The organism is Streptomyces sp. NPDC050287 (assembly GCF_044459385.1).
Taxonomy (GTDB): domain Bacteria; phylum Actinomycetota; class Actinomycetes; order Streptomycetales; family Streptomycetaceae; genus Streptomyces.
In genome coordinates this window covers 126,755-147,891 of the sequence record NZ_JBITIY010000008.1, presented here as the reverse complement: position 1 = coordinate 147,891, position 21,137 = coordinate 126,755, and the positions used below count along the sequence as shown (strand labels likewise).

25 protein-coding genes and 1 riboswitch are annotated in these 21,137 nt (G+C 71.4%); of the genes, 12 read left to right on the top strand and 13 right to left on the bottom strand.

Going from position 1 to position 21,137, the window contains the following annotated elements; translation table 11 throughout:
• Nucleotides 1–22 precede the first annotated feature (22 nt).
• Both ACIBK3_RS28730 and bioB read right to left on the bottom strand, forming a co-directional pair.
• Nucleotides 23–1,303, bottom strand: a complete 1,281-nt coding sequence (locus ACIBK3_RS28730; protein ID WP_399370229.1) for an adenosylmethionine--8-amino-7-oxononanoate transaminase — start codon at nucleotides 1,301–1,303, stop codon at nucleotides 23–25.
• Nucleotides 1,296–2,501 carry a biotin synthase BioB gene (gene bioB, locus ACIBK3_RS28725; RefSeq protein ID WP_399370227.1) on the bottom strand — a complete coding sequence of 402 codons (1,206 nt, stop codon included), beginning with the start codon at nucleotides 2,499–2,501 and terminating at the stop codon, nucleotides 1,296–1,298. The genes ACIBK3_RS28730 and bioB overlap by 8 nt, the downstream gene beginning before the upstream one ends.
• Nucleotides 2,502–2,650: 149 nt before the next feature.
• Here bioB and ACIBK3_RS28720 point away from each other — a divergent pair, with 149 nt between their 5' ends.
• Entirely contained in the window at nucleotides 2,651–3,778 is a 1,128-nt protein-coding gene (locus ACIBK3_RS28720) for an 8-amino-7-oxononanoate synthase (protein ID WP_399370225.1), read from the top strand.
• A 99-nt stretch (nucleotides 3,779–3,877) separates the two neighbouring features.
• Here ACIBK3_RS28720 and ACIBK3_RS28715 read toward each other — a convergent pair whose 3' ends face one another.
• On the bottom strand, nucleotides 3,878–4,105 hold the full coding sequence (locus ACIBK3_RS28715) for a DUF397 domain-containing protein (RefSeq protein WP_399370223.1): 228 nt from the start codon (nucleotides 4,103–4,105) through the stop codon (nucleotides 3,878–3,880).
• 9 nt (nucleotides 4,106–4,114) lie between these two features.
• On the bottom strand, nucleotides 4,115–4,975 hold the full coding sequence (locus tag ACIBK3_RS28710) for a helix-turn-helix domain-containing protein (RefSeq protein ID WP_399370222.1): 861 nt from the start codon (nucleotides 4,973–4,975) through the stop codon (nucleotides 4,115–4,117).
• Between the two features lie 213 nt (nucleotides 4,976–5,188).
• On the opposite strand from ACIBK3_RS28710, the gene ACIBK3_RS28705 reads away from it, so the two are divergent.
• Nucleotides 5,189–5,647 (top strand): ATP-binding protein, encoded by a 459-nt coding sequence (locus ACIBK3_RS28705; RefSeq protein ID WP_399370220.1) that lies wholly within the window; start codon nucleotides 5,189–5,191, stop codon nucleotides 5,645–5,647.
• 3 nt (nucleotides 5,648–5,650) lie between these two features.
• On the opposite strand, the gene ACIBK3_RS28700 is transcribed toward ACIBK3_RS28705, so the two are convergent.
• The gene (locus ACIBK3_RS28700; RefSeq protein WP_399370218.1) at nucleotides 5,651–5,866 is read right to left on the bottom strand and encodes a hypothetical protein; all 216 of its coding nucleotides are present in this window, start codon (nucleotides 5,864–5,866) and stop codon (nucleotides 5,651–5,653) included.
• Between ACIBK3_RS28700 and ACIBK3_RS28695 the strand changes: the two genes are divergently transcribed.
• Complete coding sequence (locus tag ACIBK3_RS28695; RefSeq protein ID WP_399370216.1) at nucleotides 5,850–6,128, top strand: hypothetical protein; 279 nt, start codon at nucleotides 5,850–5,852, stop codon at nucleotides 6,126–6,128. The two genes, ACIBK3_RS28700 and ACIBK3_RS28695, sit on opposite strands and share 17 nt — an antisense overlap.
• Here the strand turns inward: ACIBK3_RS28695 and ACIBK3_RS28690 are convergent.
• The 4 genes from ACIBK3_RS28690 to ACIBK3_RS28675 form a co-directional block, all read right to left on the bottom strand.
• Nucleotides 6,064–6,630: a DUF6328 family protein gene (locus ACIBK3_RS28690; RefSeq protein WP_399370214.1), complete on the bottom strand. Its 567-nt coding sequence runs from the start codon at nucleotides 6,628–6,630 to the stop codon at nucleotides 6,064–6,066. The two genes, ACIBK3_RS28695 and ACIBK3_RS28690, sit on opposite strands and share 65 nt — an antisense overlap.
• Nucleotides 6,631–6,724: 94 nt before the next feature.
• Nucleotides 6,725–7,198, bottom strand: a complete 474-nt coding sequence (locus ACIBK3_RS28685) for a C40 family peptidase (RefSeq protein ID WP_399370212.1) — start codon at nucleotides 7,196–7,198, stop codon at nucleotides 6,725–6,727.
• A 3-nt stretch (nucleotides 7,199–7,201) separates the two neighbouring features.
• A riboswitch (cyclic di-AMP (ydaO/yuaA leader) is annotated at nucleotides 7,202–7,412 on the bottom strand.
• Nucleotides 7,413–7,760: 348 nt separating this feature from the next.
• The gene (locus tag ACIBK3_RS28680; protein ID WP_399370211.1) at nucleotides 7,761–8,066 is read right to left on the bottom strand and encodes a hypothetical protein; all 306 of its coding nucleotides are present in this window, start codon (nucleotides 8,064–8,066) and stop codon (nucleotides 7,761–7,763) included.
• A gap of 7 nt (nucleotides 8,067–8,073) precedes the next feature.
• Nucleotides 8,074–8,709 (bottom strand): ATP-dependent Clp protease proteolytic subunit, encoded by a 636-nt coding sequence (locus ACIBK3_RS28675; protein ID WP_399370209.1) that lies wholly within the window; start codon nucleotides 8,707–8,709, stop codon nucleotides 8,074–8,076.
• Nucleotides 8,710–8,771: 62 nt separating this feature from the next.
• On the opposite strand from ACIBK3_RS28675, the gene ACIBK3_RS28670 reads away from it, so the two are divergent.
• Nucleotides 8,772–9,050: a type II toxin-antitoxin system Phd/YefM family antitoxin gene (locus ACIBK3_RS28670; protein ID WP_399370207.1), complete on the top strand. Its 279-nt coding sequence runs from the start codon at nucleotides 8,772–8,774 to the stop codon at nucleotides 9,048–9,050.
• Nucleotides 9,051–9,118: 68 nt separating this feature from the next.
• Here ACIBK3_RS28670 and ACIBK3_RS28665 read toward each other — a convergent pair whose 3' ends face one another.
• The gene (locus ACIBK3_RS28665; RefSeq protein WP_399370204.1) at nucleotides 9,119–10,141 is read right to left on the bottom strand and encodes an ABC transporter permease; all 1,023 of its coding nucleotides are present in this window, start codon (nucleotides 10,139–10,141) and stop codon (nucleotides 9,119–9,121) included.
• Nucleotides 10,142–10,331: 190 nt separating this feature from the next.
• On the opposite strand from ACIBK3_RS28665, the gene ACIBK3_RS28660 reads away from it, so the two are divergent.
• From ACIBK3_RS28660 to ACIBK3_RS28625, 8 genes are all read left to right on the top strand, one after another.
• Nucleotides 10,332–11,006 (top strand): TetR/AcrR family transcriptional regulator, encoded by a 675-nt coding sequence (locus ACIBK3_RS28660; protein WP_399370202.1) that lies wholly within the window; start codon nucleotides 10,332–10,334, stop codon nucleotides 11,004–11,006.
• A gap of 89 nt (nucleotides 11,007–11,095) precedes the next feature.
• The gene (locus ACIBK3_RS28655; protein WP_399370200.1) at nucleotides 11,096–11,398 is read left to right on the top strand and encodes an urease subunit gamma; all 303 of its coding nucleotides are present in this window, start codon (nucleotides 11,096–11,098) and stop codon (nucleotides 11,396–11,398) included.
• A 14-nt stretch (nucleotides 11,399–11,412) separates the two neighbouring features.
• Nucleotides 11,413–11,724 (top strand): urease subunit beta, encoded by a 312-nt coding sequence (locus ACIBK3_RS28650; protein WP_030664249.1) that lies wholly within the window; start codon nucleotides 11,413–11,415, stop codon nucleotides 11,722–11,724.
• Nucleotides 11,717–13,438: an urease subunit alpha gene (locus tag ACIBK3_RS28645; protein WP_399370198.1), complete on the top strand. Its 1,722-nt coding sequence runs from the start codon at nucleotides 11,717–11,719 to the stop codon at nucleotides 13,436–13,438. Before ACIBK3_RS28650 ends, ACIBK3_RS28645 begins: the two co-directional genes overlap by 8 nt.
• Complete coding sequence (locus ACIBK3_RS28640; RefSeq protein ID WP_399370196.1) at nucleotides 13,438–14,112, top strand: urease accessory protein UreF; 675 nt, start codon at nucleotides 13,438–13,440, stop codon at nucleotides 14,110–14,112. Before ACIBK3_RS28645 ends, ACIBK3_RS28640 begins: the two co-directional genes overlap by 1 nt.
• Before the next feature lie 319 nt (nucleotides 14,113–14,431).
• Nucleotides 14,432–15,109: an urease accessory protein UreG gene (ureG, locus tag ACIBK3_RS28635; RefSeq protein ID WP_399370194.1), complete on the top strand. Its 678-nt coding sequence runs from the start codon at nucleotides 14,432–14,434 to the stop codon at nucleotides 15,107–15,109.
• A complete protein-coding gene (locus ACIBK3_RS28630; protein ID WP_399370192.1) occupies nucleotides 15,106–15,870 on the top strand; it encodes an urease accessory protein UreD in 765 nt (254 codons plus the stop codon). The genes ureG and ACIBK3_RS28630 overlap by 4 nt, the downstream gene beginning before the upstream one ends.
• Before the next feature lie 308 nt (nucleotides 15,871–16,178).
• A complete protein-coding gene (locus tag ACIBK3_RS28625; protein WP_399370190.1) occupies nucleotides 16,179–17,777 on the top strand; it encodes an alpha/beta hydrolase in 1,599 nt (532 codons plus the stop codon).
• An 82-nt stretch (nucleotides 17,778–17,859) separates the two neighbouring features.
• On the opposite strand, the gene ACIBK3_RS28620 is transcribed toward ACIBK3_RS28625, so the two are convergent.
• From ACIBK3_RS28620 to ACIBK3_RS28610, 3 genes are all read right to left on the bottom strand, one after another.
• A complete protein-coding gene (locus tag ACIBK3_RS28620; RefSeq protein ID WP_399370494.1) occupies nucleotides 17,860–18,891 on the bottom strand; it encodes an NAD-dependent epimerase/dehydratase family protein in 1,032 nt (343 codons plus the stop codon).
• A gap of 70 nt (nucleotides 18,892–18,961) precedes the next feature.
• Nucleotides 18,962–19,687: a lysophospholipid acyltransferase family protein gene (locus ACIBK3_RS28615; RefSeq protein ID WP_399370188.1), complete on the bottom strand. Its 726-nt coding sequence runs from the start codon at nucleotides 19,685–19,687 to the stop codon at nucleotides 18,962–18,964.
• Nucleotides 19,688–19,858: 171 nt separating this feature from the next.
• Nucleotides 19,859–21,088 (bottom strand): PP2C family protein-serine/threonine phosphatase, encoded by a 1,230-nt coding sequence (locus ACIBK3_RS28610; protein WP_399370186.1) that lies wholly within the window; start codon nucleotides 21,086–21,088, stop codon nucleotides 19,859–19,861.
• Nucleotides 21,089–21,137 lie beyond the last annotated feature (49 nt).

Sequence of the window (21,137 nt, the reverse complement as noted above, 5' to 3'; positions counted from 1 at the left end):
CACTCCCGCTCATCCTTGCCCCTCACGCCTCGCGGGCCGCCGCGCACACCGCCCGCGCGATCCGCGCCACGTCCGTGTCGCCGGTGACGTACGGCGGCATGGTGTAGATCAGGTCGCGGAACGGCCGCAGCCACACGCCCTCACGCACCGCGGCCTGCGTGGCCGCCCGCATGTCGACGGCGTGGTCGAGCTGGACGACACCGATCGCCCCGAGCACCCGTACGTCCGTCACTCCCGGCAGCCGGGCCGCCGGAGCCAGGCCCTCCCGCAGCCCCGCCTCGATCCGCTTGATCTCGGACAGCCAGTCCTGGCCCAGCAGCAGCTCGATGGAGGCGCAGGCGACGGCCGCCGCCAGCGGGTTGCCCATGAACGTGGGGCCGTGGGCGAGCACCGGCACCTCACCGCGCGAGATGCCGTCGGCCACCCGAGCGGTGCACAGCGTCGCCGCCATCGTCAGATAGCCACCGGTCAGCGCCTTGCCCACGCACATCACATCGGGCGTCACCGCCGCGTGCTCCGCCGCGAACAGCGCGCCCGTACGCCCGAACCCGGTCGCGATCTCGTCGAACACCAGCAGCACGTCGTGTGCGTCGCAGGCCTCGCGCAGCACCCGCAGATACGCGGGGGAGTGGAACCGCATCCCCCCGGCGCCCTGCACCACCGGCTCGACGATCACCGCGGCCAGTTCGTCGGCGTGCCGTGCGATCGCCGCGCGCAACTCCTGCGCGTACGACTCCTCGTACCCGGCGGGCGGCGCGTCCACGAAGACCTGCCGGGGCAGCACCCCGGACCACAGCTCGTGCATCCCGCCCTCGGGATCGCACACCGACATCGGCTGCCAGGTGTCGCCGTGGTAGCCGCCACGCCAGGTCAACAGGCGTTGCTTGGACGGGCGGCCCAGTGAACGCCAGTACTGCAGACACATCTTGACCGCGACCTCGACCGACACCGACCCCGAGTCGGCGAGGAAGACATGCTCCAGCCCGTCCGGCGACATGTCGACAAGGAGCTTCGCCAGCCGTACGGCGGGTTCATGCGTGAGCCCGCCGAACATCACGTGGCTCATCCGGCCCAGCTGCTCGCGCACGGCCTCGTTCAGCACCGGGTGGTTGTAGCCGTGGATCGCCGACCACCAGGACGACATGCCGTCGACCAGTTCACCCGAGCCGTCGGCCGGCTTCAGCCGCACCCCGCTCGCCGCCTCCACGACGAGCGGTTCCTGCCGGCCGGGCATCGGACCGTACGGATGCCACACGTGCCGCCGGTCCAGCTCCAGCAGCTCCGGCACGGTCAGGTCAGGCATTGGGCGCGAGATCCGTTCCGGCACCCCGACGGCGTACGGCGACGAGATCGGTACGGGGCTCAGCGGCGGCCGTCACCGCCGGCGCCGAACCGCACACCCCGCCCGCGCCCTCCTGCGAGCGGCACCCGCCGGCGTCCTCGTGCGACCCGCAGTCCGCGGCCTCGTGGGTTCCGCATCCGCCGCCCCCGGCGGTCACCCGGTGCTCCGGCAGCGTCACCTGGCCCGTGCCCTCCACCTCGAACCCGGCGTCCGCGATCATCTCCAGGTCGGCCTTGCCGGCCTGGCCCTCCGTCGTCAGGTAGTCGCCGAGGAAGATCGAGTTGGCCAGGTGCAGGGCGAGGGGCTGCATCGTGCGCAGATGGACCTCGCGGCCGCCCGCGATGCGTACCTCGACGTCCGGGCAGACGAACCGCACCATGGCCAGGATCCGCAGACACCGCTGCGGGGTGAGGTTCCACTCCTTGGCCAGCGGGGTGCCCTCGACCGGGATGAGGAAGTTGACCGGTACCGAGTCCGGGTCCAGCGCGCGCAGCGAGAAGACGACGTCGACCAGGTCCTCGTCGCTCTCGCCCATGCCCGCGATCAGGCCGGAGCACGCGGACAGCCCCGCCGCGTGCGCCTTGTGCACCGTGTCCACCCGGTCGGCGTACGTGTGCGTGGTCGTGATGTCCGCGTACGTGCCCTCGGAGGTGTTCAGGTTGTGGTTGTACGCGTCGGCGCCCGCCTCGCGCAGCCGCTCGGCCTGACCGTCGGAGAGCAGGCCCAGACAGGCGCACACCTCGACGCCCTCGTTCTGTTCCTTGATCGTCTTGATGGTGTCGGAGACCCGGTCCACGTCCCGGTCGGTCGGCCCGCGCCCGGACGCCACCAGACAGACCCGCTTGGCACCTCCCGCCAACCCGGCGGCCGCCGCCTTCGAGGCCTCGTCGGGCTTGAGCCAGGTGTACTTGAGGATGCCGGCGGTGGAACCGAGCCGCTGGGAGCAGTAGGAGCAGTCCTCCGGGCACAGGCCCGACTTGAGGTTGACGAGGTAGTTGAGTTTCACCCGTCGGCCGAACCAGTGCCGGCGCACCCTGCCGGCCGCGGCCACCACATCGAGCAGGTCGTCGTCGGAAGTGGCGAGAACGGCGAGCGCCTCCTCGCGGCTCGGCACCTCGCGCCGAAGCCCCTTGTCCACCAGCGTGTTCAGCAGGTCCATGAGAGCCGATCCTGTCCTAAGGAGCGGTCCGGGGCCAAGGAGACATCGCACACAGAAAGGGGGGTCGAAGGTGTGGGTATCACCACACACCGGCTGCCTGGCGACCCCGCTACTGTCTGTGCACTGCCTACAAAAGCCCTGGAGGACCGATGGCGTTCGGCTGGATCGACGAGGAGGCGGACCGACGCCGCCGCGCCGGACTCGTACGGACGCTGCGGCCCCGCCCGGCCGACTCGCCGCTGCTGGACCTCGCGAGCAACGACTACCTGGGCCTCGCCCGCCACCCCGAGGTCACCGAGGGCGCGGTCCGGGCCGCCCGCACCTGGGGCGCCGGCGCCACCGGCTCCCGGCTCGTCACCGGCAGCACCGCGCTCCACGCCGAACTGGAACGCGAACTGGCGGACTTCTGCGGCTTCGAGGCGGCCCTCGTCTTCTCGTCGGGCTACGCGGCCAACCTCGCCGCGGTCACCGCGCTCGCCCCGCACGGCTCGCTGATCGTCTCCGACGCCGGCAACCACGCCTCCCTCATCGACGGCTGCCGGCTGGCCCGCGGCACCACCCAGGTCGTCGGGCACGCCGACCCGGACGCCGTACGCAAGACCCTGCGCACCCACGAAGGAGCGGCAGTCGTCGTGTCCGACACGGTCTTCTCGGTCGACGGCGACGCCGCCCCGCTGGCCGCCCTCGCCGAGGCGTGCCGGGACAGCGGCGCGGGACTGGTCGTCGACGACGCCCACGGGCTGGGCGTCCTCGGCGACGGCGGCCGCGGGGCCCCGCACGCGGTGGGACTCGCGGGCGCCGACGACGTGGTCGTGACCGTCACGCTGTCGAAGTCGCTCGGCAGCCAGGGCGGTGCCGTGCTCGGCCCCGCACGGGTGATCGACCACCTGGTCAACGCGGCCCGGACGTTCATCTTCGACACCGGTCTCGCCCCCGCGGCGACCGGCGCGGCCCTGGCGGCCCTGCGGCTGCTGCGCCGTGAACCCGAGCGGGCGGAGCAAGCGCGCGCGGTGGCGGCCGAACTCCACGCACGCCTGACCACCGCGGGCCTTCAGGCGGTACGCCCCGACGCCGCGGTGGTCTCCGTGCGGGCGCCGTCCCCGGAGGCGGCCGTCGGCTGGGCTGCCGACTGCCGCACCGCCGGCCTGACCGTGGGCTGCTTCCGTCCTCCTTCCGTCCCCGACGGCATCTCACGGCTACGGCTGACCGCCCGCGCGGATCTCTCCGCGGGGCAGATCGAACGCGCCGTACGAGTGATCGAGGAGACACGACCATGAGTCGGCGTGACACGGCCGTGCGCCGCACATCGGCGGACTGATCAGAACTGATCGTGACTGATCGGATCTGGACCGACTGTCAGGATCGGGGGTGGGTCGTCAGGACCGGAACGCGGCGGTGAATCCCGCCCAGCTCTCGGGAGAGAAGAGCAGCGCGGGTCCGGCCGGGTCCTTGGAGTCCCGTACGGCGAGCAGCCCGGCCCAGTCGCCGGTGGAGGGCCGGGTCGTCTCTACGCAGTTGTTCGCTCCGGTGCTGTAGCTGCTGCGCAGCCAGCGCACGTCGTGCAGATCGTTAACGGAAGCCACGTGCCGAGGCAGAGTGGTCATGGTGCCTCCTTACGCGCCGCCACCTATCGCGGCGATGTAATCCAACGAGTCCTCGGGCGAAAGGGCGTGGAACTGAAGGGCGTTGAAGGCCTCGGTGTAGGCCTGGAGGTCTTCTTTCCGCTCGAGGTAGAGGCTACTCGTCAAGTGGTCGAGAACAACCACATCCAGATCAGATGTGCTCGAAAATGAGAAGATAACGAAAGGTCCGGTGACGCCGATGTGCGCTCCGGCGGCGAACGGCAGTACCTGCAGCCGCACTTGGGGCAGCCGGGCCGCCTCGACCAGCCGCTCCAGCTGCCGCGTCATCACCCCGGGCCCGCCGACCTCACGCCGCAGCACCGCCTCGTCCAGCACCGCGCTCAGCTCCAGCGGCGGTTGCGAGCGCAGCACGTCCTGTCTGGCCAACCGCACCTCGACCAGCGCGTCCAGACGCTCGTCGTCCAGCCCGTCGACCGCCGCACTGGTGACCGCCCGGGCGTACTCCGGGGTCTGCAGCAACCCCGGCACCACCGAGGTCTCCAGCGTGCGCATCGCACGCGCCTGCGACTCCAGGCTGATGAAGTCCCGGTACGTCGGCGGCAGCACACCCCGGTACGCGTGCCACCAGTGGTGCCGTCCGGTACTCTCCTCCGACCCCGCCAACGCGAACAGCAACTCCCGCAGTTGGGAGTCGCGTACCGCGTAGGCATCGAGCAGTAACCGCACATCCGCCGCTTTCACCCCGCTGGCGCCGGTCTCGATCCGGCTCACCTTCGACTGGTGCCAGCCCACCAGACGGGCCGCCTCACCGCTCGTGAGCCCCGCACCGGTGCGCAACGCACGCAGTTCGGCGCCCAGTTTCCGGCGGCGCACCGCGGGACCGTGCTGCATGGGCTACTCCTTACTCCGACCGAGGCACCCAAAAACGGCCTGCCGTCGTAGAGTTCACCGCTTCGAGCGACAGATATATGCATATCTTGGTGGATCGCCCCCCGTGACCGCACCGCTAGTGGCAGTCTGGCGACGAAGCACCAGTCCGGGACCGTACTCGAACCATCCGCTCCGTGTCGGACTGCGGTCCCGTGGGAAAGGGACGACGCCGCCATGGCAGATCATCTGGAAGCATCCGTCACTCTGCCGAGCGATCCCGCCTCGGTCTCCGCGGCCCGAACCTATGTGCTGACCACGCTGACGGAGTGGGGCCTGTCACCGGACACGGAGATCGCCGACACCATCCGCCTCATCGTCTCCGAACTGACCACCAACGCCGTACAGCACACCCTCGGGCAGTCACCCACCTTCACGGTGGACCTCCAGCTCGACCGTGACGAACTCCTGCGCATCGGCGTCACCGACAGCCACCCCCGCTTTCCCAGACGACTGCCCGCCGCCGTTCAGCAGGACAACGGCCGGGGCATGGTGATCATCCGCTGGCTGGCCGCCGAGTGCGGCGGCAAGCTCAGAGTCCGCCCCACCCGCGAGGGCGGCAAGACGGTCTCCATCGAACTTCCCTGGACCGTCCAGGCCGAGCCGGTACCGGCGGCGGGACAGCAGGAACCGTAGGACTCATGCGTGGTGGGCCCGAAGGAACGCGCCGCGCAGCAGGGCCCGGAAGGCGTCAGCGGCGGGCGCCGCGTCAGCGGCGGGAGCCGCGTCGTCGGCCCGGCGCGCGACCGAGCCCGGGGTCGGCGCGGTCCTGGCCGCCGTACCGGCACGCGGCCCGCCGGGGGCCGCGTCCGCCGTCCGCCCGCCGCGGAAGGGATTCTTGACCAGCGCGCTCAACCCGAAGGCGCCCCTCGCCTTCCTGAGCCCGCTGCCGCAGTTCGTGTCCGCGGGGCGCCCCGCGCCGCTGAGGACGCTGCTGCCGGCGCTGATCGTGGCCGCCCTCGCCCTGGTCTGGTTCCCGGCCGTGGTCCTGCTGGTCGACCGTCTCGGCCGGTGGCTGCGCCGGCCGCGGGCCGCCCTGTCCGTGGCGGCCGTCACCGGCGGCGCGCCGACAGCTCTCGGTGCGGTGCTCCTCCTCGAGCCGGTGAGGGCGGCCTGACCGTCGTCCGGTGTTCGTTCTCGGCCCGGCCGGCCCGCCGTACCAGCCGGGGGAGCAGCCACCACAGGGCGAGGCAGACGAGCAGGGTGGCCGCGCCCGCGGCCATGCCGCCCGTCCGGTCGGTCGTCACGTCCACGACCAGGGTCACCGAACCGGTGAACGCGAGGACCAGGACCCCCATGCCGACGGTCGCGAGCCGTGAGGAGACCTGGACGATGCGGGGTTTGGCGCCCTGCTGGAAGAGCGAGCGGTGCAGGGCGGCGGGTGCGGTGAACAGGGCCGCCGCGAGCACCGAGAGCAGCAGGGTGGTGACGTACATGGTGCGCTGGACCGTGTCGAGCGACGGGAAGCGCGGGGTGAAGGCCAGAGTCAGCAGGAAGGCGAAGAGGATCTGGACCCCGGTCTGGGTGACACGCAGCTCCTGGAGGAGCTCGCCGAAGTTGCGGTCGGCGCGCTCCAGGGGCGTCTCGTTACGGGCGGTGCAGGGACGGTGGTCGGCCATGGGTGAACGAGTAACCAGTTCGGCCCGTGTGACGCGCCAGGGTGCCCCGCGGGGGGCGACGGCTTGCCGGAACGCCGCTGCCCCCGCGGGCGGGTCACCTGACCCGGCCGTACCAGACGCTCCTCGTCCAGATCTTCTGCAGCCGTACGACGTCCCCGGTCCTCGGGGCGTGCCAGATCTTGCCCTTCCCGGCGTAGATACCGACGTGGTACACGTACGAGCCCGAGTGGAAGAACACCAGGTCTCCGGCCTTGCGGCTGCCGGCGGAGATGTGGCGCGTCTTGTTGTACTGCTGGGCGGCCGTGCGGGGCAGCTTCTTGCCCGCCTTCTTGAACGAGTACAGCGTCAGTCCGGAGCAGTCGAACCTCTTCGGCCCGGTGGCCCCGTACCTGTACGGAGCCCCCTTCTTGGACGCCGCGACCTGCAGTGCCTTCGTCGCCGGTGTCGCGGCCGCGGCGTCGGACGCGACACCCGGGACCACGATCGAGCCGCCGACGGCGGCGATGGCGAAGGCCGAGGCCGTACCGGCCCGGACCATGAGCGACGGGACACGATTGAGCGCAGTCATGCGCAACCCTTCGTCAGCCGCCTGTGAAGGATGACCTGTCGGATTCGGGCTGGCGAAGTTGCCCGGCCGCTGACGCGGCTTCACCCCAAGGGCCGCTCGGTCCGGTACCTCCGGTGAGGAGATGACCGTTCCCGCGACCCGTCGTGCTTGGGTCCTCCACTCCTGCCGATCCACTCCTGTCGACCGGTCATCCGGGCGGCGGCAGGACTCGGCGTCCGCCCGGATCGCCCCGCCGCTGTGGCGGGGTCTTGTCGTCAGTCAGGGATCTTGACGCATGGATGTCCGAAAATCCCAACGGAACCGAGGGTTTGTGGCGTTACTCACCACTCACCCGTTCGGGTGGACACGCCTGTGTTCGAAGGGGTGTCGAGGCACCCAAAGGTGCCCGGACCAGCACCGGAACGCCCCATTTCGTCCCCCGGCTACGCGCGTTGCGCAACCGGACCGGGCTCAGAAAAGGAGTCGTGTCTACGCCGATCAGGGGTACGCCGTTCGGTCCGTTTCGATCCCGGTCCGGACGCCCCGCCGACAGCGCGACGCGTCCGGACCGACTGGCGGTGCGTCAATTCTCGGAGCCGGGCGGCACCGTGACGCGGGCCGTGCGGCGCTCCCCGTCCAGCACACGCAGCGCACGCGCCAGCGTGTCGGCGTGCAGCTCGGTCTCGCCCCGACGGTGCATCAGCTCCAGCGCGTCCCGCAGCGCGACCGCCTTGCTCACGAGTGCCTGGGCGGCGCGCAGCCCGCTGTACGTGTCCCCGTGCCGGCCCGGGTTGATCCGGCCGAGCAGGTCGACCACGTCGAGGTAACGGTCGATCAGCTCGCCCTCGGCGCGGGTCAGCGCGGGCAGCGGCGGCAGATCGGACAGCATCGGCGGCTCACCTCGCGCCGGGTGTGGAGAGCGAGGCCCTGCGGTTCGGGACCAGCCGGTCCACCAGGCCGTACTCCACGGCCTCCTGGGCGGTGAGGATCTTGTCCCGCTCGATGTCCGTGTGCACCTGCTCCGCCGTTCGCCCGGTGTGCCGTACGAGCATCTCCTCCAGCCGGGTCCGTACCCGCGTCAACTCCTCGGCCTGGATGGCGAGATCGCTGGCCTGTCCCTCGACCGGCTCGTGGATCGCGGGCTGGTGGATCACCATCCGCGCCCCCGGCAGCGCGGACCGCTTGCCCGGCGTGCCCGCCGCGAGCAGTACCGCGGCGGACGAGCCGGCCTGGCCCAGGCAGATCGTCTCCACGTCGCACGCCACGTACTGGAGCGTGTCGTAGATCGCCGACATCGCGGTGAACGAGCCGCCGGGGGAGTTGATGTACAGCGAGATGTCCCGGTCCGGGTCCTGGTGTTCGAGGTACATGAACTGGGCCATCACGTCGTTCGCCGAGATGTCGTCGATCGGTGTCCCCAGAAAGACGATGCGCTCCTCCAGGAGCTTCGAGTACGGGTCCATCGTGCGGTGCCCGGAGCTGGTGCGTTCGGTGAACTCGGGCAGGACATGGCGGGCGGACGGTCGGGTCATGGGTACCCCTCCTTCGGCGTCTGTAAAAAATGTACAGCACGTACGTGACGTACGATGGGGGTATGGCCTACGAGATTCCGGTGACGCAAGCCAGGGCTGAACTCGCCGACCTGATCAACCGGGTGGTGTACGGCGGTGAGCGGGTGGTGGTGACACGGCACGGCAAACCCCTCGTCGCCCTGGTGTCCGCCGCCGACCTCGAACGGCTGGAGGAACTCAAGGAACCCGCGGAGGAGCAGGTGATCAGCGCGGTGTCCTCCGTGCGGGAGGTCGCGTCCGCTCCCCGCGAACAGCAGCGCTTCGGTATCGCGGCCCATCACCGGGGAGCCGGGCCGTCCTAGCGGCGCGAAACGACCGTGCCCCGCCGGCAGCCGGCGGGGCACGGTCGTACCGCGGTGTCGCGGAGAGGTCAGCCGACGGGTGCGAGGTCTCGCTCGGCTGCGGGCTCGGTCCGTGTGCGGGACGTGAAGGCGTTGCCGAGCAGTAGGGCGCCCAAGCCCAGCGCGGCCCACCAGGTCAGCGTGAGGACGGGGCCCGTCGCGGCCGCGCCGTCGAAGAACGACACCGAGCGCAGGAGGGTGGCGCCCGCGCCCGGCGGCAGCCACTGCCCGATCGCGCCGACCGGTTCGGGCAGCATCCGCGGGGCCGAGGAGGCTCCGGAGAACGGGTTGCCGAAGAACATCACGACGAGCGACACGACACCGATCCCCGCGGTCCCGATCAGCGCCCCGAGGCCCGCGGCGGCCGCGCTCACCGCCAGCGTGGACAGTGCGAGGACCCCCGCCTCCGCCCACCAGTGGCCGGTGAGCACACCGAGCCAGCTGTGCGCGAGTGCCGCTCCGACGACCCCCACCAGGGCGGCGGCGCCGATCAGCGCGGCCACCGCCCTGACGCCCCGCAGCCCGAGCAGGGTCGCCGCCGCGCCCGCCGCCAGGCCGGCCAGGGCCAGTGGCAGCACGCTCGCGCTCAAGGCCGAGCCGCGCGGATCGGCCGCCGGTGCGGCCACGACGTCGACCGTCTTCATCGGCGTCCCCCGCCCGGCCGCCTGCTGGGCCACGGCCTGCTGGAGCAGCTGCGCGACGAACGGGCCCGCCGCCGACGCGGTCAGCAGTTCGGGGCCCTCGGGAGTGACGACGACCGCGCCGTATACGGTCCGGTCCTCGATGGCGTCCCGGGCTGCGGCCTCGTCGTCATAGCGGTGGATCTCGAACGCGCCCTCATGCTGCCGCAGTTGCTTCTCCAGCTGCGCTGTCGCGGTGGCGGGACCGGCCACCCCGAGCGGCAGGTCGCGGGGGGCGGTGCGGGCGTTGGGCCAGGCGAACGCCCACAGGGCCAGCGCCGCGAGGAGCGGCACGAGCACGATCAGCGCGATCGTGCGCAGGGTGGGGGTCCGGGGGGCGGGTCGGGTGGGAGTGGCGGAGGGGGCGGACATCGGTTCTCCTCCGGGGGAGGCGGGTGGTGGGGCGACTGTCGACGGGCTGACGGGTCGGGCCATCGACTCGTCGACAAGTCGGTAGATCGCAGAGCAGTTAAAGAGAAGGATCGTTCGTTTTAGATTTCACCACCGTGCTGCGGCAGGGTGCGGCTTGTCAAGAAGGAACGTTCGTTTTAGCGTGGCCGCCATGGCACGCGTATCCCAGGCCCACCTCGACGCCCGCCGTCGGCAGATCCTCGACGCCGCCGCGCTCTGCTTCGCCCGCAACGGCTTCCACGCGACGTCGATGCAGGACGTGCTGAAGGAGGCCGACCTCTCGGCGGGGGCCGTGTACCGCTACTTCAGCGGGAAGGAGGAGCTCATCGCGGCCATCGTCGGTGAGGTGCTGGCGTCGGTCCGGGCGGCCTTCGAGGAGGCTGCCAGTCAGTCCCCGCCCGCGCCGCCGGACCTCCTCGTCGGCGCGGTGCTGGGCCGGACCCTGGCCACCAAGGCCTCGCTGACCATCGACGGTGAGCCGGCCTTCCCCCGGCTGGTGGTCCAGGTGTGGTCGGAGACGGTGCGCAACCCGAAGCTGGCGGCGGTTCTCCGCGAGGGGTACGACGCGGTGGGCGCGGCCTGGGAGCGGATCGTCGCGGGCTACCAGGACGCCGGGATGATGAGGGCGGACCTGCCCGCCGGGCACGTCGCCCGCACCATGATCGCCGCCGTGCTCGGGTTCATCGCACAGCAGTCCCTGTTCGGGCCGCTCCCGGTCGAGGCCTTGCAGAACGGTCTACGGGCGCTGATGAGCATGTCCGTCCCGGAGTCGGGGACCGGAACGGATCACGGATCGGTTAACGTGCTTGAAACCCGCTCCAACTAGCCTGCGGGATCCACGCCACCAGGGACTTTGCCCCGGGGCTGCGGCAACCGGGCCCCGCACGGTCCGGAGCGAGGACTGTGAGGTGGGACGTGCAACTGACCCCGCACGAGCAAGAGAGGCTGCTCATCCATGTGGCGGCCGACGTGGCCGACAAGCGCCGGGCCCGCGGGCTCAAGCTGAACCACCCGGAGGCGGTCGCCCTCATCACGTCGCACATCCTCGAGGGCGCGCGTGACGGCCGTACCGTCGCCGAACTCATGGCGTCCGGGCGCAAGCTGCTCACCAGGGACGACGTCATGGAGGGCATCCCCGAGATGATCCACGACGTCCAGGTCGAGGCGACCTTCCCGGACGGCACCAAGCTCGTCACCGTCCACGATCCGATCGTCTGACGGGAGCAACCGCCGTGATTCCCGGAGAGTTCCTGTTCGCCGAGGACCCGATCGTCTACAACGAGGGCCGTGAGGTCACCTCGCTGACCGTCCTGAACGCCGCCGACCGGCCCGTCCAGGTCGGTTCCCACTACCACTTCGCCGAGGCCAACCCCGGTCTGGACTTCGACCGCGCCGCCGCGCGCGGCAAGCGGCTCAACATCGCGGCCGGCACCGCCGTACGCTTCGAGCCCGGGATCCCCGTCGACGTCGAACTCGTCCCGCTGGCCGGTGCCCGTGTGGTGCCCGGACTGCGCGGGGAGACCGGAGGTGCCCTCGATGCCTGAGATCTCGCGTGCCGCGTACGCCGACCTGTTCGGTCCGACGACCGGCGACCGTATCCGGCTCGCCGACACCGATCTGCTGATCGAGATCGAGGAGGACCGCAGCGGTGGTCCCTCCCTGGCCGGTGACGAGGCCGTGTTCGGCGGCGGCAAGGTCATCCGCGAGTCCATGGGCCAGTCGCGTGCTACGCGCGCAGAAGGCACCCCCGACACCGTCATCACCGGTGTGGTGATCGTCGACCACTGGGGCGTCGTCAAGGCCGACGTCGGCATCCGCGACGGCCGGATCACCGGCATCGGCAAGGCGGGCAACCCCGACACCATGGACGGGGTGCACCCGGACCTGGTGATCGGTCCCGAGACCGAGGTCATCGCGGGCAACGGGCGGATCCTGACCGCCGGCGCGATCGACGCGCACGTCCACTTCATCTGCCCGCAGATCGCCGACGAGGCGCTGTCGGCCGGCATCACCACTCTGGTCGGTGGCGGTACCGGACCGGCCGAGGGTTCCAAGGCGACCACCGTCACGCCCGGCCCCTGGCATCTGGCCCGGATGCTGGAGGCGATGGAGCAGTACCCGCTCAACATCGGCTTCCTCGGCAAGGGCAACACGGTCTCGCACGAGGCGATGCTGTCCCAGATCCGCGGCGGCGCCCTCGGCCTCAAGCTGCACGAGGACTGGGGCTCCACCCCGGCCGTCATCGACGCCTCGCTGACCGTCGCCGACCGGACCGGCATCCAGGTGGCGATCCACACGGACACCCTGAACGAGGCCGGGTTCGTCGGCGACACCCTGGCGGCCATCGGCGGACGCGGCATTCACGCCTACCACACCGAGGGCGCGGGCGGCGGGCACGCCCCGGACATCATGACCGTGGTCTCCGAGCCGCACATACTGCCGAGTTCGACGAACCCGACGCGGCCGTTCACCGTCAACACCGCCGAGGAACACCTCGACATGCTGATGGTGTGCCACCACCTCAACCCGGCCGTCCCCGAGGACCTCGCCTTCGCCGAGTCCCGCATCCGGCCCTCCACGATCGGCGCGGAGGACATCCTCCACGACCTGGGCGCGATCTCGATCATCTCCTCCGACGCGCAGGCCATGGGCCGGGTCGGCGAGGTCGTCATGCGGACCTGGCAGACCGCGCATGTGATGAAGCGGCGGCGGGGCGCGCTGCCCGGTGACGGGCGAGCGGACAACCACCGGGTACGCCGCTACGTCGCCAAGTACACGATCAACCCGGCGCTCGCACAGGGCCTGGCGCGGGAGATCGGCTCCGTGGAGTCCGGCAAGCTCGCCGACCTCGTGCTGTGGGAGCCGGCGTTCTTCGGCGTCAAGCCGCACCTGGTGATCAAGGGCGGACAGATCGCGTACGCGCAGATGGGCGACGCGAACGCCTCCATCCCGACCCCGCAGCCGATCCTGCCGCGTCCGATGTACGGAGCGATCGGGCGGGCACCGGCGTCGAACTCGTTCAACTTCGTGGCGCCGCTCGCCATCGAGGACGGGCTGCCGGAGCGGCTGCAGTTGGGGAAGCGTTTCGTCGCCATCGAGTCCACGCGGGGCGTGACCAAGGCGGACATGCGGGAGAACGACGCGCGGCCGACGGTACGGGTCGATCCGGACAGCTTCGCCGTGCACATCGACGGGGAACTCGTCGAGGCGACGCCGGCGGCTGAACTGCCCATGGCTCAGCGGTACTTCCTCTTCTGATGTCCAGGGCAGCGCTTCTTGTCCTGGCCGACGGCCGCTTTCCCGCCGGGGGGCACGCACACTCCGGTGGGGCGGAAGCGGCCGTCAAGGCAGGGAGGATCACCGGGGCGGCGAGCCTGGAGGACTTCTGCCGGGGGCGGTTGCACACGGCGGGGCGGGTCGCCGCGGCGCTGGCCGCTGCCGCGGTACTCGGCGTGGATCCCGTGGAGTTGGACGCGGCCGCCGATGCGCGGACGCCGTCGCCCGCGTTGCGGGTCGCCGCGCGGAAGCTGGGGCGGCAGTTGATGCGGGCCGCGCGGGTGACCTGGCCGTCGCCGGAACTCGACGCGTTGGCACGTGAGTTTCCCAAGGGGGCGCATCAGCCGGTGGTGCTGGGGGTGGCGGCGCGGGCGGCGGGGCTGGGGGCCGTTGATGCGGCGTACTGCGCGGTGTACGAGAGTGTGAGCGGGCCGGCGTCGGCGACGGTGCGGTTGCTGAGCCTGGATCCCTTTGACGCTACGGGGGTGTTGGCTCGGTTGGTGCCGGAGCTGGACCGGGTCGCGGATGCGGCGGTGGAGGCGGCGCGGGTGGCTGTCGACGGAGGGGTCGATGTGTTGCCTGCGGCGTCGGCGCCGTTGCTGGAGATCTCGGGCGAGGGGCATGCGGCGTGGCCGGTACGTCTGTTCGCGTCCTAGGGGTTTTTCTCGCCCCCGCCGCCCCTACCCGTCCCATCCCCAGGGGCTCCGCCCCTTCGACCCGGCCAGGGGCTCCGCCCCCGGCCCCCGGCGGGGACTGCGTCCCCTGCACCCCTCCTGGGGCTCCGCCCCAGACCCCGATCGGCCTGAACGGCCTCGTCCTCAAACGCCGGACGGGCTGGTTGATGCGCGGCCCGGCTGAAAGGCACCGCAGGCCACTGCAGACCCGCAAGGCACGCAGACCCGCTAAGGCACGCAGACCCGCTAAGGCATCAAAGACCGAACGAGCACCCACCGTCGGCAACCAAGAGGAGCCCCCATGCATCTCGATCACTCTCACCACGGTCCCGCCGCCGTAAGTGCCGACGCTCGGCGTCCCGACGGGGTTCGCCGGGCTCTGCGCATCGGGCTCGGGGGGCCTGTGGGGTCGGGGAAGACGGCTACCGTTGCCGCGCTCTGCCGGGCTCTGCGGGACGAGTTGGCCCTTGCTGTCGTGACCAATGACATCTACACCCGCGAGGACGCCGAGTTTCTGCTCAGGGAGGCGGTGTTGCCGCCGGAGAGGATCACCGCCGTGGAGACGGGGGCGTGCCCGCACACCGCGATCCGGGATGACATCTCCGCCAATCTGGAGGCGGTGGAGGACCTGGAGGACGAGGTGGGGCCGTTGGATCTGATCCTGGTGGAGTCGGGCGGCGACAATCTCACCGCGACCTTCTCCAAGGGGCTGGTCGACGCGCAGATCTTCGTCATCGACGTGGCGGGTGGGGATGACATTCCGCGCAAGGGCGGGCCCGGGGTCACCACCGCCGACCTGCTCGTCGTCAACAAGACCGACCTCGCGCCGTACGTCGGTTCCGACCTGGGACGGATGGCGGCGGACGCGAAGGCGCAGCGGGCCGAGCTGCCGGTCGTGTTCCAGTCGCTCAGGGCCGAGCCGGGTGTGAAGGACGTCGCCGACTGGGTGCGGGCGCAGCTCGCCGCGTGGACGGCATGACCGCGGGCACGACCGGCGTGCGGGCCACCGCGAGGATCGTCGCCCGGGACGACGGGCGGGGCGGTACGTCGCTGCCCGTCCTGGAGGGCGACGGGCCGCTGGCCCTGCGGCGGACCCGGGGGAGCGGTGCCGAGGCGCGGGTCATGCTCGTCGGCGCGATGAGCGGGCCGCTCGGCGGTGACCACTTCGCCGTGGAGGCCGGTGTCGAGAGCGGGGCCCGGTTGTGTGTCGGGTCGTCCGCCGCGACCATCGCGCTCCCGGGGCAGGCGAAGGGCGAGGCCCGGTACGACGTCCGGCTCACCGTCGCCGACGGCGGTGAACTGCGGTGGCTGCCGGAGCAGTTGATCTCCGTGCGGGGGAGTGATCTGCATGTGACCTCGCATGTCGACCTCGGTGCGACCGCCCGGCTCGTGCTGCGCGAGGAGCAGGTGCTGGGGCGGACCGGGGAGGAGCCCGGACGGCTGTGCAGCCGGCTCGTCGTACGGGTCGCGGGACGGACCGTGCTCGACCAGGAGTTGGCCTGCGGTCCCGGGGCACCCGGCGGCTGGGACGGGCCCGCCGTCCTCGCGGGACATCGGGCCGTCGGTCAGATCGTCGTCGTACGGCCGGAGTTCGCGGACTCGCCGGTGGCCGCGCGGGTGCTGGGGGAGTGGGCTGCCGTTGTGCCGCTCGCGGGGCCCGCGGCGCTGGTGACCGCCGTGGCGCCGGACGCGCTGCGGTTGCGGCGGGTGCTGGACGAGGCCCTGGCGTCTGTCGGCTAGGGCCTGTTGCGAAAGTGGCCTCTGCCGCGCGACGCCCGGCACGCACTCTCGCCGCACCGCCCGAAAGCCCGAGTACGCCCAGTACGAGGGCTTCCGGGCGGCACGCCGAGAGCACGCACCGGACGCCGCGCGGCCGCCCTCCGGGCGACGAGGCCACTTTCGCAACAGGCCCTAGAGGCCGGAGTCCGCCGAGCGAACACTCCCGTCCGCTTATCGGAATGGCAAAGAAGGCGGACCACCCCTGTTCTCAGGGGACTCACAGCCGAGAGGATCCCCGTACACATCAACGACGTACGGGGAGGGGCCCCTTGAGGGACAAGAGAGTGACGAGGCGCGCGGCAGCGTTCGGTTCCGCCGGAGTGATCGTCGCGGTGACGCTGATAGCCGGCGCCGTGGCGCCCACGGCGAGCGCCAGCGCGGACTCCCGCGGCGGCCGGGACCGCGAGGCCCGCGGCGCGGCGGTCGCCGCCGCCGAGGCCGCGAAGGCCGGCATCGACTGGCGGGACTGCCCGGCCGACTGGGGCCTGGAGAAGCCGATCCAGTGCGGCTATGTCACCGTGCCGCTCGACTACGCCAAGCCCTACGGCAAGCAGATCAAGATCGCCGTCGACCGCATCGGCAACACCGGTACCCAGAAGGAGCGCCAGGGCGCGCTCGTCTACAACCCCGGCGGCCCGGGCGGCTCCGGCATGCGCTTCCCGCGCCGGGTCACCACCAAGGCGCCGCTCTGGACCAAGGCGGCCAAGGCGTACGACTTCGTGGGCTTCGACCCGCGCGGCGTGGGCCACTCGGCGCCCATCTCCTGCATGGACCCGCAGGAGTTCGTGAAGGCGCCCAAGATGGACCCGGTGCCTGACTCCGAGGCCGACAAGCGCGCCCAGCGCAAGCTCGCCCGTGAGTACGCCGAGGGCTGCTACGAGCGCAGCGGCGAGATGCTGCCGCACATGACCACGCCGAACACCGCACGCGACCTGGACGTCATCCGTGCCGCGCTCGGCGAGAAGAAGCTCAACTACCTGGGTGTCTCCTACGGCACCTACCTCGGCGCGGTCTACGGCACGCTGTTCCCGGGCCATGTGCGCCGCATGATCGTCGACAGCGTCGTCAACCCGTCGCGGAAGAACATCTGGTACGAGGCCAACCTCGGCCAGGACGTCGCCTTCGAGGGCCGCTGGAAGGACTGGGAGAACTGGGTCGCCGCCAACGACGCCACCTTCCACCTCGGCGACACCCGGGCCGAAGTCCAGGCGGAGTGGCTCGAGTTGCGGGCCACCGCGAAGAAGAGCCCGATCGGCGGGGTCGTCGGCCCGGCCGAACTGCTCGCCTTCTTCCAGGGCGCCCCGTACTACGACTCCTCGTGGGTGCCGGTCGCCACGGTGTTCAGCAAGTACGTCGCCGGCGACACCCAGGCGCTCGTCGACGCGGCCGCCCCCGACATGTCGGACACCGCGGGCAACATCTCCTCGGAGAACGGCAACGCCGTGTACACGGCCGTCGAGTGCACCGACGCCAAGTGGCCGACCAGCTGGAACAAGTGGGACCGGGACAACACCCGGCTGCACCAGAAGTACCCGTTCCTGACCTGGTCCAACGCCTGGATGAACCTGCCCTGCGCGACCTGGCCGGTCAAGCAGCAGACCCCGGTGAACGTCAAGACAGGCAAGGGACTGCCGGGCGTGCTGATCGTGCAGTCCGAGCGTGACGCGGCCACTCCGTACCCGGGCGGCGTCGAACTGCACAAGCGGTTCAAGGGCTCCCGCCTGATCACCGAGAAGGACGCGGGCTCCCACGGTGTGACCAGCCTGGTCAACCCGTGCATCAACGAGCGGGTGGACAACTACCTGCTCACCGGCAAGCTGGACCGCGCCGACGTCACATGCGCACCGCACGCGACGCCGAAGCCGTAAGTCCGACTGAGTGAGCGGGGCGGCCGTCGCCGACGGCCGCCCCCTTTCATGCGCCGAGTACAGGCGTCTTCATGCGCCGAGTTCACACGTCGCGTGTGCCCAGCCCGTCGAGAAACGCGTCCTCCGCCGCGTAGTCGAAGAGGTCGCCGTACGTCTGGAACATCCTCGGGTACGCCTCCCGCCAGTCCCGTCCGGCCAGCTGCCCCTCGATCCACGCGACGGTGTCCGGCAGTGTCTGCGCGTACCGGACGACCGGCCGGTAGCCCAACTCCCGTTCGGCGGCGCCCATGTCGCAGACCACCGGCACCGGCACCGACCACGGCGTGTCCCCCACCGTCGGCGCGGGCGGCGGGCCGTCCACCAGGACGCTCTCCCGCTCGACGCCCATGACCGCGTCGATCGCCCGGGCGATCTCCGCCACCGTCGGCGCCTGGGGGTCCACGGCGTTGAGGACGCGGGTGCCCGGCCGGGCCGCGGCCAGCCGGATCAGCTCCGCGATGTTGTGCACGCTCGCCGGATGGAACCGGCTCTCGCCGCCGTACGGGAGGATCCGCCGCGTCCGCCCGTCCAGGTTGCGCTTGACGAAGTACAGCTCGCGCGGCGTCCTGCAGTGCGGACCGTGGATCGCGCCGGCTCGCAGCAGCGTGGTCGGCAACCGGTCGCCCGCGGCGAGCAGATCGCGCTCCAGTCCCGCCTTGCGGGTGCTGTAGGAGGTGTCGCCCGGCCGGACGGTCCGCTGGTCCTCGGTGACCGGAACCGGGTACTCGGGGAATCCGCCCGGCTCCGCCTGGGTGTCGAAGCCGCGGCCCTTGTCGTCCTCGTACACCGAGACGCTGGAGATCACCACGGCCGAGCCCACCCGGTCGGCCAGCGAGGTCAACTGACGTGCGTGTGCGGGCCCGTAGGCGACCATGTCCACCAGCACGTCGCAGCCGCCGCCGACCGCCTCGGCGAGGGCCGCGTCGTCCTCCCGGTCGGCCCGCGCCACACGTACGTCCTCGGGCCAGCCGTCGTCCCGTCCGCCGCCCCGGGAGACGGCCGTCACCTCCCAGCCGTCCCGGGCCAGCGCGCCCACGGCCACCCGCCCGATCTGTCCCGTCGCTCCGACCACCACAGCACGTCTCATCCCACGACCGTACGAGCGCGACGGCCGCCGTCCCAGGGCGTTCTGCCGACAGCAGAGATCAACTCAGCGGCAGCCGCGGGAACCTGCGCTCCCGGTCCGAGCTCGCGGCGGCGTCCTGCGCCTTCACCACGGCCGCGTACTGGTCGACGTACTCCTGCTCGGACAGCTTCAGGATGGCGTACATGATCTCGTCGGTGATCGCGCGCAGGATCGCCTTCTCGTTCTCCATTCCCGCGTAGCGGGAGAAGTCGAGGGGCTTGCCGAAGCGGATCACCACGGGGTGGATGTTGGGGACGACCTTGCCGGGCGGCTGGGCCTCGAAGGTACCGATCATCGCGCACGGGATCACCGGGACCTGGGCCCTGAGCGCCATCACGGCGACACCGACCTTGCCCTTGTAGAGCCGCCCGTCGTGCGAGCGGGTGCCCTCGGGATAGATGCCGAGCAGTTCGTCCTTGCTCAGCACACCGAGCCCCTCGCGGATCGCGGCCTGGCCCGCCTCCTTGCCGGAGCGGTCCACCGGGATCTGCCCGGCGCTGCGGAAGAAGAACGCGGTCAGCCGGCCCTTGATGCCCGGGCCGGTGAAGTACTCGGCCTTCGCGAGGAAGGTGATACGCCGCTTGAGCACGGCCGGCATCAGGAAGTGGTCGGAGAAGGAGAGGTGGTTGCCCGCGATGATCGCCGGGCCGGTGTCCGGTACGTGTTCGAGACCCTCGATGCGGGGCCGGAAGACCAGTCTCAGCAGGGGGCCCAGCAACACGTACTTGAGCACGTAGTAGAACAACGGGTCGCTCCTCACTCCGGCGGATCGGCCGGGCCGCCGTGTTCCAGCAGGTCAACCGGCGTGTTGTGGGGGTGCCAGTGTAGGGGCAGGAGGGGACGGGCGAAACCGGCCGCGAGCGGGCATCCGGCCCCGGGGACAGGCGTGTTGGGTACCGTGCCCGCGTGCGGTCCCTCACAGCCGCACGATGACGAGTGCCGTGTCGTCGGTCGCACCCCCCGGAGGCAGCAGTTCCCGCAGCACGGCGTCCGCGAGGGGCTCGGGGTCCGTCGCGCCGTGCCGGGTGAGGGAGTCGGCGAGCCGGGCCAGCCCCGTGTCGATGTCCTCACGGCGCCGCTCGATCAGACCGTCGGTGTACAGCACGAGCGTGGCGCCGTCGGCGAAGTCGGTGGAGGCCTGCGGTCGGGGGACCGGGTCGGGACGTGCGTCGAGCGGCGTGTCGGTGGCCCGGTCGAGGAACTCCACCCGGCCATCGGGATGCATCAGCACCGGCGGCGGATGGCCGGCGCTGCTGTACGTGATGGTGTGCTGGTCGAAGTCGACGAACGTGGTGACCGCGGTGGCCGTTTCGGCACCGTCGACCACATGCGCGTACCGCCCCAGCACGTCCAGCGCCTGCGCCGGGCCCGCGGCCACCCGTGAGGTGGCGCTGAGCGCGCTGCGCAGCTGCCCCATGACGCCGGCCGCCGCCAGTCCGTGGCCGACCACGTCGCCCACGGACACCCCCAGACGGTGGCCGCCCACCAGGTCGACCAGGTCGTACCAGTCGCCGCACACGTTCAGCGCCCCGACCGCGGGCCGGTAGCGGACGGCGGCCCGGTGGTCGCCCACCTCCCGGCGGGCGGGCAGCATCGCGCCCTGGAGGGCCAGGGCCACCTCCCGTTCCCGGGCGTGCGCCTGGCGCAGCCGCTCGTTGAGCTCCTGGAGCTCGCGGGCGCGGGTGTACAGCTCGGCCTCCAGCACCTGTGTCCGGCCGGTGCCGCGGCCGCCGCGGGCCCGGATCAGCTCGGTGACCTCCTCGACCCGGAGCACCAGCAGCACCACCTCCCCGCCGGGGCCGAACACCGGCGCGTTGCACGGACTCCAGTACCGCTCCTGCCAGTGCCCGGGCCGCTGGGGGTCCTCGATGTCGTACCGCTGCAGCGCCATCGCGTCCCGTTCGCCGGTGGCCCGCACCCGGCGCAGCGAGGCATCCAGGTTGCGCACGCCCGTCGCGGCGGGGTCGTTGGGGTTGTCCGGGAAGACGTCGAACAAGTGGTGGCCGACCGTCTGCTCCCGCTTGCGGCCGACCACGCGGAGGAACTCCTCGTTGACGTCCGCGTAGACCAGATCGGGCCGGAGCAGGGCCACCATTCCGGGCAGCGCCTGGAACACCGCCGCATAGTCGATCGCCGAATCGTTCATGGCTCCCGCTCTCGCCACCGGGACCACCCCAGTTTCGCATGGTATATGC